Source organism: Ochrobactrum sp. AP1BH01-1, assembly GCF_018066705.1.
Taxonomy (GTDB): Bacteria; Pseudomonadota; Alphaproteobacteria; order Rhizobiales; family Rhizobiaceae; genus Brucella.
Genome location: NZ_JAGPOU010000002.1, coordinates 851,930 through 865,771 on the forward strand (window position 1 = coordinate 851,930; position 13,842 = coordinate 865,771).

The following is a 13,842-nucleotide window of genomic DNA, read 5'->3' on the forward strand; positions in this document are numbered from 1 at the left end:
ATTTGCGTGTATGCTTACATTTAAGTCCAATTCATCGAAACAGTTCGAAAATTTGTAGGACCACCCAACAAGTTTCGTCTTGCGTCGGGAAGCGATTTCGGATTCATTTCCGTGGCAACTCAAACACATATGCAAAAATCAAGAATAGAGCCGTCACACATAAACGGCCATTGGGGACAACTGATGAAGAATCTCGATGCGATGGACAGGAGTATTTTGCGCGCCCTTCAGGAGAATGGGCGCCTGACCAATACCGAACTGGCCGATCGCATAAATCTCTCGCAGACGGCAACCGCCGAACGCGTCAAGCGACTGACCCGTGAAGGGTATATTCTCGGCTATTCGGCGCGGCTTTCGCCCAAGATGCTCGACCGCGCCATGCTGGTCTTCATCGAGATCAAACTGGACCGCACCACGCCGGAAGTCTTTGAGACCTTCTCGACCTTCACGCGCAACAATCCAGACATTCTGGAATGCCACATGGTGGCGGGCGGCTTCGATTATCTCGTCAAAGCCCGTGTATCCGACATGGATCACTACCGGCGTTTCCTCTCGGAAGCGCTCCTTTCCCTGCCCGGCGTGCGCGAATCGCACACCTATGCCGTGATGGAGGAAGTGAAGGAAACCGCCTATATCGCCGTCTGAACTGGCGAAAAGCTTTTCCTGAAAACATCGTTGCTGTCAGCAGCATGGCAGCAACGCACTCCCAATTTTGCACTTCCATCTTGCATGCGATAATTTGCGGGTATATACCCGCAATATGTCACACCAGTGTTTCTGCATTCTTCTGCGCCAGGCAGCCCGCAAGACATCGAGCATTTATGACAACGCTCTGGCTCCGCTTGGCATCAACGTCGCGCAGTTCAGCACGCTGCGAAAAATCCGCCGCGCGGGCTCCATTTCGGTGACGGAACTCGCACAGCTGTCGGAGCTGGACCGTTCGACCATGGGCCGCAATGTGAAGGTTCTGCAACGAATGGGCCTGATCGAGCCCGCTGCCAGCAACGATCATCGCGAGACCAGCGTGACGCTGACCACGGATGGCCGCGATCTCGTGGAACGCGGCGGCCCGCTCTGGGATCAGGCGCAGGAGGAAATCGAAAACCGGCTGGGAGAGGACGGCGTGGAACAGCTGCAAGACCTGCTTCGCAGCCTTGGATGACCCGACGCATTTTGACTGAAAACAATGACCCGAAGCCCCGCGACCTCTAAGGAGCGACCGGTTTCGCCATCAACGCATGGCTGGCCAGAAGCCAGCTTGAACCGAAAGCGCCAAAGATGATTTCTGCCCGCCTTGCCAGCTTTCTCGCCCAGAGAAACATCCATTACGGATGGATCGTCGCCGCCATCACCTTCCTGACCATGCTGGCGACGGCTGCCGCCATGGGTTCGGCAGGCATCCTGATCGAGCCGCTCCAGCGTGAGTTCGGCTGGACGAATGCGAATATCTCCTTCGCAATGGCGCTTCGCCTTGTACTTTTCGGCCTTATGGGGCCATTTGCAGCCGCTTTCATGAACCAGTTCGGCCTGCGCCGCGTGGTTTCCGCCGCTCTCATCATGATTTCACTCGGGCTGATCGGCTCCATTTTCATGACCGAGGAATGGCAGATGGTCGGGCTCTGGGGCATCGTGATCGGCCTTGGCACAGGCATGACCGCGCTTGTGCTCGGCGCTACCGTTGCGGCACGCTGGTTTGAAAAGCGGCGCGGCCTCGTCGTCGGCCTGATGACGGCCAGCAACGCTACCGGTCAGCTGGTCTTCATGCCGATCCTCGCCAGCGTCAGCCAGACCATTGGCTGGCGCACGTCGCTCACCATCGTCATCTGTTTCCTTGTTGCCGCGCTCATGCTGGTCCTTGCCCTGATGCGCGATCATCCGGCCGATATCGGCCTCAAGCCTTATGGCCGCACCGCTCCGCTTCCAGCCCCCGAACCGCGCAAAAGCTTCGGCGCCATGCTTGCCTCGCCACTCGTCACCTTGCGCGAAGCATCTTCAACCGCAACCTTCTGGGTCCTGTTCCTCACCTTCTTTGTCTGCGGCTTTTCAACCAACGGCCTGATCCAGACGCACTGGATCACGCTTTGCGGAGATTTCGGCATTGCGCCGGTCGGTGCGGCGGGCATCCTTGCCGTCATCGGCGCGTTCGACCTGATCGGCACGATCATGTCCGGTTGGCTCTCCGACCGGTTCGACAATCGCTGGCTCCTGTTCTGGTTCTATGCGCTGCGCGGCCTGTCGCTGATCTACCTGACCTTTACCGATTTCACCGTCTACGAACTGGCCTTGTTCGCCGTCTTTTACGGGCTGGACTGGGTGGCGACCGTGCCGCCAACTGTCAAGCTTGCCGCCGAACGTTTCGGCCCGGAAAAGGCCGGTCTGGTCTTCGGCTGGGTGTTCAGCGGCCACCAGATAGGCGCAGCCGCCGCTGCCGCCTTCGCCGGTTTCGTGCGCACCGATTATGACAGCTACACCCCTGCCCTGATCCTCGCCGGTGCCATGTGCTTTGCCGCAGCCGCCATGGTTTTCATCATCAACCGCCCTGCTGCGAGGCCAATCCTGCAGGCTTCATGACGGGACACGTTTCCTGCCCTTCCTGTTCAGCGCCAGCACGCCGAGGCTGATCAGGAAGGCGGCGAGCGTGTCGGCCCAACCCGGCACTTCGCCCAGAAGGACGAGCGCCAGTACCAGAGTGATGACAGGGATCAGCGCCGACAGCGCCGCGCCAGCTGCCGTTCCCAGCAGGACGACCGCACGGTTGAAGGCAAAGACGCCGAAGGCGGAGGTAAGCACGCCCTGATAAAAACCCTGCAAGGCAATATCGCCCCATGATGTCGCGCCCATCCCCTTGGGCAGGAAGATCATGTAGATCGGCAGATAGACGATTGCTGAAGTGACGGCTGCGATGGCGGTGGCGTGCAGCCCGTCCATTCCCTTCCTGCGGAACACCATGACATAGATCGCCCACACCAGCGCCGCGACGAAAAAGAACAGGTGCCCGAGCATTTCGCGCCCGCCCAATTGCGACAGGCCGGCGATCAGCATGGCGCCGGTCACGATCAGCACGACCCCGAACCAGCGCGACGGTGCCAGACGTTCCTGGAGAAACGCCATGCCTAATATCGCAACCATCGCCGTCATCAGCCCCGGAATGAGCGCCGCCGCATGGGATGCCGGAGCATATTGCAGGCCGCAGGTGGTCAAAAGCGCATAGGGTACGCCCGCTCCCGAAACCAGAAGCACAAAGCCGAGCGGACCGAGCTTGCGAAAGCCGAACCCCTTCATCAAGACCACCGGCAACAGCACCAGTCCCGCCACGCCGAAGCGCAGGGCAATGATGTCGAAGGGCGTCAAGGCGGTCTTGAACCCGAAACGGGTCAGGACGAAAGACCCGGACCATACCAGAACCCCAGATAGTCCCCAGGCCAGACCGCGTATGGTATCCGAAGTCGAGCTTGTCGAGGTGGTGTCGGTAATTGCCGTCATGGTCACTCACTGCACGTTGAAGGATGAGCGCAGACTATTGCACTCCCGGCCTGCACAAGCACCACGGATAAGCGAGATATGAGATATTAGAATTTCTTATGCCGCCCGGCTTCTGGCGTCCAAAGCCACATCGCAGAACCGTTCGATGAGATGCCTGACCGGACTGTCGGCCCTAAAGACAATATAGACAGTGCGAAACGTCGGCGGATCGAGGCGGCGCGCCCGCAAACCATTCAAATCCGCGCCCGGCAGGCTGATTTCAGACAGAAGCGTCGTGCCAATGCCATGCCGCACCATTTCCAGCACTGTGGCGACGTCGCGGGTGCGCACCTGCTCGCTGCGCGTTTCGCCATCGCCCTCGCTCTCGCCATGGATGATCCGGTCGATAATCATTTCGCAGCCTGCTGCGGCGATCAACTGGCGATCTCGCAGATCCTTGGCTGCGATCGTGTCGCTCCGCATGAACGGATCATCGCGCCGTCCCACCACGACAAGTTCTTCCCGGCCAACTTCCCGCGCTTCCAGATCGGGCGCCGGCAGCGATGTTATGCCGAGATCGGCGATACCGTCCCGCACCCAGAGGGTGACATCATCGTGCCCGCCCTCGAATGCGCTGAATTCGATGCCCGGATAAAGCCGCTGAAAGGTCTTTCGCAGGCCGGGCAAAACATATTCGAGCTGGCTTGGAATTGCCGCGACACGCAATCTTTCGGGTGCACCGGAAGCACTGCACCGCGCCTGCAATTCTATCCGGTCCACGGCCTGAAGCGCGGCCCTCGCATCGGCAAGGATCGATTGCCCGAATGCCGTCAGGGCAGCCCCGTCGCGCTTTCGCGCCAGCACATCAATTCCGAGAATCTTTTCCAGCGTCGCAATCGCCTGGCTCGCACCCGATTGTGTAAGCCGCACGCGCCGCGCCGCAGCTCCGACACTGCCGGTTTCTGCGACCGCTTCAAGCAGACGTAACTGGACCAGACTGATCTTCATCTTTTTGGTTCCGGTTTGTTTCCGGCTCAATCCTTCAACAAGGCGTCGCCCCAGTCGGCGCGGCGCGCCCAACGGAACAGGTCTCCGTCGCGCTTGGTGAGGAGCCGTTCCTGGGCTGTGCCGTCATCCTTGCACATTTTAACCGAAACCTTGCCACCGCCAACCCGCGTCGGCGCGATCACCCGCGCCTTCACATCATCGACCGTCTTGCGCACCGCGGCAAGATAGATGAATTTCTCGTCCTCCCAAGGCACTTCCGCCTCCTTTGTGAGACGATGAATACGCGAGCGCGCAACACGGCGCGAGAAATGGCACCAGTCGGGCGCGACCAGTGGGCAATCGAGCTGGTGCGGACAGGGCGCCGCGATAATTGCGCCTTCAGCGATGACCGTGCGGCGCGCATCGAGAATGCGCTGCCAGCCCGCCGGGGTGCCGGGCTCCACAATCACCAGCATCTGCCTTGCCGCTGCCCACAGGCGCGAGATCAGCGTCTGCCGCTTTTCAGGCGCAAGCTCGTCCAGCACATAGGCAATGGTCACGAGATCGGCCTGCGGAAAATCGAGCTTTTCCCGCACCACATCCCCTGCCCGCCAATCGAGATCCGGCAGTCCGCTATTTTGCGAAAGGCCGCTTCCCACTGCACGGATTGCAGGGCTTGCCTCGATCATCGTTGCCGATTGAAGCATGGGCCAGCACTGTTTTGCCGCCCAAAGAGCCGTGCCCGGCCCTGCCCCCACATCGAGCATGGATTGCGGCGCGAAATCGGGGCGGACCTCGGCAGCACTGTCCAGACTGGCGCGCACCGCCGCATAGGTCGCAGGCAGGCGCGCCGCCAGATAGGCTTTTGCCGCAAGATCGTCGGAAATATGCATGCGCCCATCCCGCGTCTCGGCGCGGTACCGGCGTGAAAGCATTTCGGATGCCCGCTTCAGGTCGGCCAAGGCCACGCCCTCAAGCGCGGCATCCACCGCCTGTCGCAAGGAAGCTGGCAGTTCCATTGCCGGTCAGCGCTCCAGAACCTGCTTCACGTCGACAAGATTCGAACGGACACGCAGAATGTAGAAGCCCATCGTCGTCAGGTGCGACGGCGTGAACCAGGCATCAGGGCTGCCATTGGAAACGATGAAGGGCTGCATGTCGAGCGCTGCCCGCATCTGCTTTTCCATCTCGTCCCATACGCCGTCGAGGTGCTTTTCGGCCAGAACGCCACGGAAATCCGAATGTGCGGCGCGCAGCAAGCCATAATAGGCATAAAGCTGGCCATAGGCGAACCAGAAGCGGTCGTCCGCGCGCGTGTCGAACCAACCGGCATGGTAGTTCTCGGCACGGTCTTTCAGGATGGCCGAAGTCGAACCGAGGTCGCTCGCGATACGGTCCACGAACTGAATCAGATTGTCGGCGCGGGCATCGAATGTTGCCTGACAAGTTTCCAGCCGCCCGTTGAACGAACGCAGATCCTTGATCGCTGAACGGTAATAGCTCGGCGTCGGCGTCTTCGGGCCGAAGGGGCTCAGGCCGAAATACCAGGAATCTTCGGCAAACTGCAGATTGCCGCGTGCCTTTTGCAGATCGCCGTCGATCTGCGATGTGCCGCGCAGACGGCCGATATTGTCGACGAGTTCAATCGCGGTACGGCGCACCGCCGCATTGATGCCGCGCTGGAACGACGCCTTGTTGTCGAGGAACGGGGTACGGTCCCAATCCAGCCCGAAAAAGCCGAGCTTGTAGAGCAGCATGGAGGAAATCCATGCATTCTGGTTGACGTTGAAATCGGTGAGGTCGGCAGCGACTTCGGCAATGGCCGAACGCGAGCATTTACGCGCCGGCGACGGCAATTGCGCCGCCTGCACCGGCTGATTCGCCGGTGCGGCATCGCCAGTCTGCCCGGTTTCGGGCGCGGTGGAGGGCTGTTCGACAGGCGCGGCAGTAGATGGTGCCTCTGCCGGGGCAGCCTCCGCTTTCACCTCTTCACCGGGCGTCGTCGCGTTCTGATAGCTGTACTTGGCCGGATAATCGGGATCGAAATTCGTCCAGGCCTGAGTCTGCCAGATGAAATAGAGATAAAGCCCGCCAAGTCCGATCACGACAACCGAAACGGCGACTTTCCACAATATTCCGAGCCGCAGGAACAGCCGCCACAAGCCGCCAAGCGGAATGGCAATCAGGCGGGCAAGCGCCGCGATGAAACGCCCGAGGAAGGAAAAAACGCCCTTTACTGCATTCCACACTATAGAAAATCCTTCCTTTTGCCCAAAACGCCGGGCTTTGCACCGCTTCTGCGCCGCACGCAGACCCATACATCGCAAGTCCCGTTCGCAAGCAGCCAAGCCTGAAAAAGCTTCAGGTTCTCAAATAGAGTGTGCTCATCTTTTCGACAACCTCGAAGCCCCATCCAACTGATTTTATCCGTCATTTTCCGCTGACAGGGTTGAATCCCGGGGGCCGATCCGTAACATGGCGCCAACTCGCTTCGGTCAAATACGTGGCAATCCTGCTCGTTTCCCCTTGGCCGACGGTTCCGGAAAATGATGAGCGACAAACAGCTTCAAGGCAGTTTCAAGTCAGGTGCGAAACGGTTTTTCGCCGGAAACTGCGGTCAACGTCGCAATCAAGAACATTTTCGCCGCTATGGTACTTGAATGGCGAAATCTTTGGTGTTTGCTAAAGCTGGAACCGGAAAAACAATCAATCCGTAAAAACGGCCCGGTAAATGGAGAGAACAATGAAGTCCGCATCGACCTTTATGCTTACGCTTGCCTTGGGTGGGCTTGCCGCGGGAACGGCAATGCTGAGCGCGCCTGAAACCGCTATCGCCGCCGAACCCGAGAGCTGCTCGACCGTCCGTTTCTCGGATGTGGGCTGGACCGACATCACCTCCACGACGGCGGTAGCGACGGAAATCCTCAAAGGTCTCGGCTACAAGACCGACATCAAGGTTCTCTCCGTGCCGGTGACCTATGCCTCGCTGAGCAAGAAAGACATCGACGTTTTCCTCGGCTACTGGAACCCGTCCATGAGCGCCGATCTCCAGCCCTATCTGGACAACAAGACCGTCGAGACGCTGCGCACCAACCTGACCGGCGCGAAATACACGCTCGCCGTGCCGAAATATGCCTATGATGAAGGTCTCAAGGATTTCAAGGATATCGCCGCGTTCAAGGACAAGCTTGGCGGCAAGATCTACGGCATCGAGCCGGGCAATGACGGCAATCGCCTGATCCTCGACATGATCAACAAGGACGCCTTCGGCCTCAAGTCGTTCGAGCTGGCGGAATCGTCCGAGCAGGGCATGCTGGCGCAGGTCGCGCGCGCCATCAAGAGCAAGGAACCGGTCGTGTTCCTGGCGTGGGAGCCGCATCCCATGAACAAGCGTTTCGAAATCGCCTACCTCACCGGCGGCGACGATTTCTTCGGCCCCAATCTCGGCGGCGCCAAGGTCGAAACCAATGTCCGCACCGGCTACACGCAGGAATGCCCGAATGTCGGCAAGTTCCTCACCAATCTGGAATTCAAGCTCGATATCGAAAACGAGATCATGGGCAAGATTCTCGATGACGGCCAGGAACCGTCCAAAGCCGCGAATGACTGGCTCAAGGCCAATCCCGGCGTTCTCGACCAGTGGCTTGCAGGCGTGACCACCGTTGACGGCAAGGAAGGCCTGCCGGCCGTCAAGGCGGCGCTCGGCCTTTGATCCCCCGTGTCTCCGGGCTGTGACAAACGCGGCCCGGCACATTCCAGGACCTTTATTACAAGCACGCAGCAGGAGACTTGATCGTTGAACTGGCTGACGGACTACAAGATTCCTGTCGGACCAACCGCCAAATCTGTGGTGGACTGGCTGACGACCCATCTGGGGCTCTTCTTCGACACTTTGGCGGCGATCATGCAGGGCCTCATTGATGGCTTGTTGTATCTCTTGCAGCTGCCCCATCCGCTGCTTCTGATCGCCATCTTCGCAATCATTGCATGGCTGATTCAGCGTCGCCTCTCGGTCGTCCTGCTCACCGTTCTGGGTTTCCTTTTCATCATCAACCAGGGTTATTGGGAACCGACCCTGAAAACACTGACGCTCGTTCTGTCATCGTGTTTTGTCTGTATGGCGATCGGCGTGCCGCTTGGCATTGCTGCGGCCCATCGGCCCGCGCTTTATGCTGCGATGCGCCCCGTTCTCGACCTGATGCAGACCTTACCCACATTCGTCTACCTGATCCCGGCAATCGTATTCTTCGGTATCGGCATGGTGCCGGGCTTGCTTGCCACCGTTATCTTCGTGATCCCCGCCCCCATCCGCCTCACCCAGCTCGGCATTTCCTCCACACCGTCCTCGCTCATTGAGGCGGGTGAAGCCTTTGGCGCGTCGCGCTCGCAACTTCTCTGGAAGGTCGAGCTGCCCTATGCGATGCCGCAAATCCTCGCAGGCCTGACCCAGACGATCATGCTTTCGCTTTCGATGGTGGTCATCGCCGCGCTTGTCGGTGCCGACGGCCTCGGCGTGCCGGTGGTGCGCGGTCTTAACTCCGTCAACATTTCGCTCGGCTTCGAAGCAGGCTTCATCATCGTCGTGGTTGCAATCATACTTGATCGCATCTTCCGCGCTGGGAACGAGAAATAGGAACAAGCGGATGACCATCATCGCACTCGAAGACGTCTGCATCATTTTCGGCAGCAATGTCGGCGACGCGCTTGCGCTGGCGGATCGCGGCGCAACCCGCTCGCAGATTCAGGCGGAAACCAATCTCGTGCTGGGCGTCCATAATTGCACGCTCAACATCGAGGAAGGCGAAATTCTCGTTCTCATGGGGCTGTCAGGTTCGGGAAAATCCACACTCCTTCGCGCCATCAACCGGCTCAATCCGATTTCGCGCGGCCGCGTTCTCGTGCGTGAGGGCGACCGCCCCATCGATGTCGGCAAGGCCGACCGCGGAACCCTTCGCCATCTGCGCACCGAGCTCGTTTCCATGGTGTTCCAGCAGTTCGGCCTGCTGCCGTGGCGCACGGTCGAGGAAAACGTCGCCTTCGGACTGGAAATTTCCGGCATGGGCAAGGAAGAGCGCCTCGCCAAGGCCCGCGACCAGCTTGAGCTCGTCGGCCTGCAGGACTGGGCCAAGCGCAAGGTTGGCGAGCTTTCCGGCGGCATGCAGCAGCGCGTCGGGCTTGCCCGCGCCTTTGCAACCGGCGCGCCGATCCTGCTGATGGACGAGCCGTTCTCAGCCCTCGACCCGCTGATCCGCACACGGTTGCAGGACGAATTGCTGGCTTTCCAGTCACGCCTGAAAAAGACCATCGTCTTCGTCAGTCACGATCTCGATGAAGCCATGAAGATCGGCAATCGCATCGCCATCATGGAGGGCGGGCGCATCGTCCAGTGCGGCACGCCGCAGGAAATTCTCCTGCAGCCCGCCGATGCATATGTCGCCGACTTCGTTGCGCATATGAACCCACTCGGCGTGCTTCGCGCCGGAGACATCATGGTGCCTTTCGATCGCAATGCGGCGCCGCGTCCTTTTGCGGCCACGGCACGGCGCGAAACACTGGTCCGCGAACTGATGAATGCCGTGGCGGACAGCAGCGGCGATGTCGGCATCGTTGAGAACGGCGCTGTCATCGGCAAGATTGCGGCAGACGACATTGTGCGCGCGCTGGCCTGGCATCAGCAACGCGGAACCTCTTCCTGAACAAAAAAGCCGCACATTCGCATGTGCGGCTTTTTGAATTTCAGACTGCCCAAGGGCCGGGTCAGCTATGTGCGGCCTGTCTTGCAGCAGCGCGCGCTTCCACGCGTGCCTTGATAGCATCCACATCCGCACGCGGCGTAGCAGCAAAGAGCTTCTTCGTATAATCGTGCTGCGGATTGTTGAACACGTCGTCACGCGAACCGTATTCAACCACCTCACCGAAATACATCACCATCACCTCGTCGGCGATATAGCGCACGACCGAAAGGTCGTGGCTGATGAAGACATAGGTGAGGCCGAACTCTTCCTGCAGGTCGGCCAGCAGGTTCAGAACCTGTGCCTGCACCGACAAATCGAGTGCGGAAACCGGCTCATCCAGAATGAGCAGCTTCGGGTTGAGCATCAACGCGCGCGCAATGGCGATGCGCTGGCGCTGGCCGCCGGAGAACATATGCGGATAGCGGTTGAAATGCTCGCGGCCAAGGCCGACTTTCAACAGCATCTGCATCGCCTTGGCGCGCCGTTCTTCCGCCGACATATTGGTGTTGAGCAGCAAAGGCTCTGCCAATACATCACCGATCTTCTGGCGCGGGTTGAGCGAACCATACGGGTTCTGGAACACGATCTGCACCTTCTGGCGCATTTCAGCCGTCAGCCCATCGCGAGCGATGTTCACATCCTTGCCGCCGATCTTCAGTTCGCCGGAAGTCTGCGGATCGATCATGGTGAGAATGCGGGCCAGCGTGGACTTCCCGCAACCCGATTCGCCGACAATTGCCAGCGTCTTTCCCTTCTCCACCTTGAAGCTCACGCCCTTGACTGCATGAACCACTTTCGGCTTGCCGAACAGCCCGCCGCCGACATGATAATCGCGCTTGATATCGCGCGCTTCGAGAACAACCTCGCTCATCGCGCTTCTCCCGCACCAGTATTTTCAAAGACGAAATCGGACACCGTCGGAAGACGGTCGCCGGTCGCATTTTCCGGCAAGGCCGACAGCAGCGCACGGGTGTAAGGGTGCTTGGGTGCAGAGAACAGCGACAGCACGTCGGCATCCTCCATCTTGTGGCCCTTGTACTGCACGATCACGCGGTCCGCCGTTTCCGCGACCACACCCATGTCGTGGGTGATCATGATGAGGCCCATGCCATGCTCCACCTGAAGCCGCATCAGCAGATCGAGAATCTGCTTCTGGATCGTCACGTCGAGAGCCGTCGTCGGTTCGTCGGCAATAAGGAGCTTGGGATTGCAAGCAATCGCAATGGCGATCATGACGCGCTGGCACTGGCCGCCCGACATCTGATGCGGGAAGCTCTTCAGGCGTTCCGCCGCATCGCGAATCCCGACGAGTTCCAGAAGCTCGATGGCACGGGCGCGGCTCGCCGAACCGTTCATGCCCATATGCTGCTTCAGAACTTCCTCAAGCTGATACCCGACGGTGAAGCAGGGATTGAGGCTCGCAACCGGCTCCTGAAAGATCATCGAAATGTCGCGTCCGACGATTTTCCGGCGCTCCTTGTCGGACATCGCCTGCAAATCCTTGCCATCGAAGGTCATGACGTCTGCGGTAACGGTTGCCGACTTGGGCAGGAGGCCCATGACGGCGAGCATTCCAACCGACTTGCCCGAACCGGATTCGCCGACGATCGCAAGCACTTCGCCCTTGTCGACGGTGATGTCGATCCCGTCGACAGCCTTGAAGGGACCGGTCGAGGTGTCGAAAGAAACCGTAAGGTTCTTGATTTCTAACAGCGCCATCGGTCAGCTCCTTTTGAGCTTCGGGTCAAGCGCATCGCGCAGACCGTCGCCGATCAGATTGATGGCGAGAACAGTAATCAGGATCGCAAGGCCGGGGAAGGTAACGATCCACCAGGCGCTGAGGATGAACTCACGCGCTTCGGCAAGCATCGTGCCCCATTCTGGCGTTGGCGGCTGTGCGCCCATGCCGAGGAAGCCAAGCGCTGCCACGTCGAGGATGGCGTTGGAGAACGACATCGTCGCCTGCACCACGAGCGGGGCAAGACAGTTCGGCAGGATGGTCTTGAACATCAGGCGCAGCTTGCTCGCACCAGCGAGCTTGGCGGCGGTCACATATTCGCGTTCCTTTTCCGCCATGACGGCAGCGCGGGTGAGACGCGAGAAGTGCGGCAGCAGAACCAGCGTGATCGCCAGAACGGCATTGATCAGGCCCGGTCCGAGGATCGCCACCAGAACCAGCGCCAGCAGAAGCGACGGGAATGCGAGGATAACGTCCATGATGCGCATGAACACCGTATCGACGCCGCCACCGAAATAGCCGGTGATAAGACCAATGGTGATGCCCAGGCACATCGAAATGATGACGATGACGAAGCCCACGAGCAACGAATACTGCGACCCGTAGATCAGGCGGGACAGGATATCACGTCCGACCGCATCCGTTCCCAGAAGGAACTGTGTCGAGCCACCGTCTTCCCAGAATGGCGGGACCTTCACGAATTCACGGAACTGTTCCGTGGGATCGTGCGGCGCAATAAGCGGAGCAAAGATTGCAACCAGAATGATCGCGAGAAATACGAAAAGACCGATCACAGCGCCGCGATTGACGCTGAAATAAAACCAGAAGTCTTTCAGCGCGCGCATCTTGCCAATGTCGTTCGCGGCTTCCGGCTGAATAGCTGAGTGTGTCATGATACCCTCACTTGTGCCGGATACGCGGATTGATGAGGCCGTACAGCAGATCGACGACCAGATTCACCAGCATGATGATGAATGCGATCAGCAGCAATCCGCTTTGCACGACCGGATAGTCGCGACGGAAAATGGAATCGAGCATCCATTTGCCGATACCGGGCCATGAGAAGATCGTCTCGGTCAGGATCGCACCGGCCATCAGGACGCCGACCTGAAGGCCGATCGTCGTGATAACGGGTATCATCGCATTGCGCAGCGCATGCAGTCCGACAACGCGACGAACCGGCAGGCCCTTGGCGCGGGCAGTGCGCACATAGTCCTCGCCAAGAACTTCCAGCATCGCAGAACGCGTCTGACGCGCGATAACCGCAAGCGGAATGGTCGCAAGCACGATGGTCGGCAGGATAAGGTGCGAGATCGCGGAGGCGAAAGCGCCCTTCTGGTCCGACAGCAGACTGTCGATCAGCATGAAACCGGTCACAGGCGGGAAGAAATAGAGCAGCGAGATGCGGCCGGAAACCGGCGTCCACTGCAGCACGCCCGAGAACAGAATGATAAGCAGAAGCGCCCACCAGAAGATCGGCATCGAATAACCGACCAGCGAAATGCCCATCAGGCCCTGATCGAACCATGAGCCGCGCTTGACAGCCGCGATGACGCCGGCAGGGATACCCAGGAGAATAGCCACGATAATCGCGCAGATGGACAACTCGACAGTTGCAGGAAACAGCGCGAAGAATTCAACGAGAACAGGCTTTTTGGTCACCAGAGACTGGCCGAAATCACCATGCAGCAGGTTCCAGACATAGTCGAGATATTGCTGCCAGATCGGGCGATCGAAGCCGAGCTGCGCCATCAGCTCGGCATGGCGTTCGGGGCTTACGCCGCGCTCACCTGCCATCAGCAGGACGGGATCGCCGGGCAGAACACGGACGAAGGCAAAAGCCACAATTGTGATGCCTATGAAGGTCGGAACCAGATAGACAAGTTTGTTCAATATGAAGCGGAACATACAAAAACTCCG

Annotated in this window: 14 protein-coding genes; 6 read left to right on the forward strand and 8 right to left on the reverse strand. The window is 59.4% G+C overall.

From position 1 onward, the window contains the following. Window positions 1-183: 183 nt before the first annotated feature. From J9800_RS09475 to J9800_RS09485, 3 genes are all read left to right on the forward strand, one after another. Window positions 184-645, forward strand: coding sequence for an Lrp/AsnC ligand binding domain-containing protein (locus tag J9800_RS09475; RefSeq protein WP_006472719.1), 462 nt, complete (start codon window positions 184-186; stop codon window positions 643-645). 115 nt (window positions 646-760) lie between these two features. Further along, window positions 761-1,162, forward strand: coding sequence for a MarR family winged helix-turn-helix transcriptional regulator (locus J9800_RS09480; RefSeq protein ID WP_114216294.1), 402 nt, complete (start codon window positions 761-763; stop codon window positions 1,160-1,162). A gap of 116 nt (window positions 1,163-1,278) precedes the next feature. Further along, window positions 1,279-2,571 (forward strand): MFS transporter, encoded by a 1,293-nt coding sequence (locus J9800_RS09485; protein ID WP_114216293.1) that lies wholly within the window; start codon window positions 1,279-1,281, stop codon window positions 2,569-2,571. Here the strand turns inward: J9800_RS09485 and J9800_RS09490 are convergent. The 4 genes from J9800_RS09490 to J9800_RS09505 form a co-directional block, all read right to left on the reverse strand. Then, window positions 2,566-3,483, reverse strand: coding sequence for a DMT family transporter (locus tag J9800_RS09490; RefSeq protein WP_114216292.1), 918 nt, complete (start codon window positions 3,481-3,483; stop codon window positions 2,566-2,568). The two genes, J9800_RS09485 and J9800_RS09490, sit on opposite strands and share 6 nt — an antisense overlap. Window positions 3,484-3,579: 96 nt before the next feature. Next, window positions 3,580-4,470 (reverse strand): LysR family transcriptional regulator, encoded by an 891-nt coding sequence (locus J9800_RS09495; protein ID WP_112585695.1) that lies wholly within the window; start codon window positions 4,468-4,470, stop codon window positions 3,580-3,582. Window positions 4,471-4,496: 26 nt separating this feature from the next. Beyond that, on the reverse strand, window positions 4,497-5,468 hold the full coding sequence (locus J9800_RS09500; RefSeq protein ID WP_114216291.1) for a small ribosomal subunit Rsm22 family protein: 972 nt from the start codon (window positions 5,466-5,468) through the stop codon (window positions 4,497-4,499). Between the two features lie 6 nt (window positions 5,469-5,474). Continuing rightward, entirely contained in the window at window positions 5,475-6,698 is a 1,224-nt protein-coding gene (locus tag J9800_RS09505; RefSeq protein ID WP_114216290.1) for a DUF2333 family protein, read from the reverse strand. A gap of 494 nt (window positions 6,699-7,192) precedes the next feature. Between J9800_RS09505 and J9800_RS09510 the strand changes: the two genes are divergently transcribed. The 3 genes from J9800_RS09510 to choV all read left to right on the forward strand — a co-directional run bounded on the left by J9800_RS09510 (window position 7,193) and on the right by choV (window position 10,145). Further along, window positions 7,193-8,161 (forward strand): choline ABC transporter substrate-binding protein, encoded by a 969-nt coding sequence (locus J9800_RS09510; protein ID WP_112585691.1) that lies wholly within the window; start codon window positions 7,193-7,195, stop codon window positions 8,159-8,161. A gap of 84 nt (window positions 8,162-8,245) precedes the next feature. After that, window positions 8,246-9,082, forward strand: a complete 837-nt coding sequence (gene choW, locus J9800_RS09515) for a choline ABC transporter permease subunit (protein WP_112585689.1) — start codon at window positions 8,246-8,248, stop codon at window positions 9,080-9,082. Window positions 9,083-9,092: 10 nt separating this feature from the next. After that, window positions 9,093-10,145, forward strand: a complete 1,053-nt coding sequence (gene choV, locus J9800_RS09520) for a choline ABC transporter ATP-binding protein (RefSeq protein WP_114216289.1) — start codon at window positions 9,093-9,095, stop codon at window positions 10,143-10,145. Between the two features lie 61 nt (window positions 10,146-10,206). Here choV and J9800_RS09525 read toward each other — a convergent pair whose 3' ends face one another. From J9800_RS09525 to J9800_RS09540, 4 genes are read right to left on the reverse strand one after another with little or no spacing between them, the layout of a single operon-like run. After that, entirely contained in the window at window positions 10,207-11,055 is an 849-nt protein-coding gene (locus J9800_RS09525) for a dipeptide ABC transporter ATP-binding protein (RefSeq protein WP_112585685.1), read from the reverse strand. Next, on the reverse strand, window positions 11,052-11,903 hold the full coding sequence (locus J9800_RS09530) for an ABC transporter ATP-binding protein (protein WP_112585683.1): 852 nt from the start codon (window positions 11,901-11,903) through the stop codon (window positions 11,052-11,054). The genes J9800_RS09525 and J9800_RS09530 overlap by 4 nt, the downstream gene beginning before the upstream one ends. 3 nt (window positions 11,904-11,906) lie before the next feature. Next, complete coding sequence (locus J9800_RS09535) at window positions 11,907-12,815, reverse strand: ABC transporter permease subunit (protein WP_114216288.1); 909 nt, start codon at window positions 12,813-12,815, stop codon at window positions 11,907-11,909. Between the two features lie 7 nt (window positions 12,816-12,822). Continuing rightward, complete coding sequence (locus J9800_RS09540) at window positions 12,823-13,830, reverse strand: ABC transporter permease subunit (RefSeq protein WP_114216287.1); 1,008 nt, start codon at window positions 13,828-13,830, stop codon at window positions 12,823-12,825. Between the last annotated feature and the right edge of the window lie 12 nt (window positions 13,831-13,842).

Bases quoted from the DNA above. Each gene is read 5' to 3' on its own strand.
- J9800_RS09525 (WP_112585685.1), bottom strand. From the start codon at position 11,055: ATGAGCGAGGTTGTTCTCGAAGCGCGCGATATCAAGCGCGATTATCAT.
- J9800_RS09540 (WP_114216287.1), bottom strand. From the start codon at position 13,830: ATGTTCCGCTTCATATTGAACAAACTTGTCTATCTGGTTCCGACCTTC.
- J9800_RS09535 (WP_114216288.1), bottom strand. From the start codon at position 12,815: ATGACACACTCAGCTATTCAGCCGGAAGCCGCGAACGACATTGGCAAG.
- J9800_RS09500 (WP_114216291.1), bottom strand. From the start codon at position 5,468: ATGGAACTGCCAGCTTCCTTGCGACAGGCGGTGGATGCCGCGCTTGAG.
- J9800_RS09475 (WP_006472719.1), top strand. From the start codon at position 184: ATGAAGAATCTCGATGCGATGGACAGGAGTATTTTGCGCGCCCTTCAG.
- J9800_RS09480 (WP_114216294.1), top strand. From the start codon at position 761: ATGTCACACCAGTGTTTCTGCATTCTTCTGCGCCAGGCAGCCCGCAAG.
- J9800_RS09490 (WP_114216292.1), bottom strand. From the start codon at position 3,483: ATGACGGCAATTACCGACACCACCTCGACAAGCTCGACTTCGGATACC.
- J9800_RS09530 (WP_112585683.1), bottom strand. From the start codon at position 11,903: ATGGCGCTGTTAGAAATCAAGAACCTTACGGTTTCTTTCGACACCTCG.
- choV (WP_114216289.1), top strand. From the start codon at position 9,093: ATGACCATCATCGCACTCGAAGACGTCTGCATCATTTTCGGCAGCAAT.
- J9800_RS09510 (WP_112585691.1), top strand. From the start codon at position 7,193: ATGAAGTCCGCATCGACCTTTATGCTTACGCTTGCCTTGGGTGGGCTT.
- J9800_RS09495 (WP_112585695.1), bottom strand. From the start codon at position 4,470: ATGAAGATCAGTCTGGTCCAGTTACGTCTGCTTGAAGCGGTCGCAGAA.
- J9800_RS09485 (WP_114216293.1), top strand. From the start codon at position 1,279: ATGATTTCTGCCCGCCTTGCCAGCTTTCTCGCCCAGAGAAACATCCAT.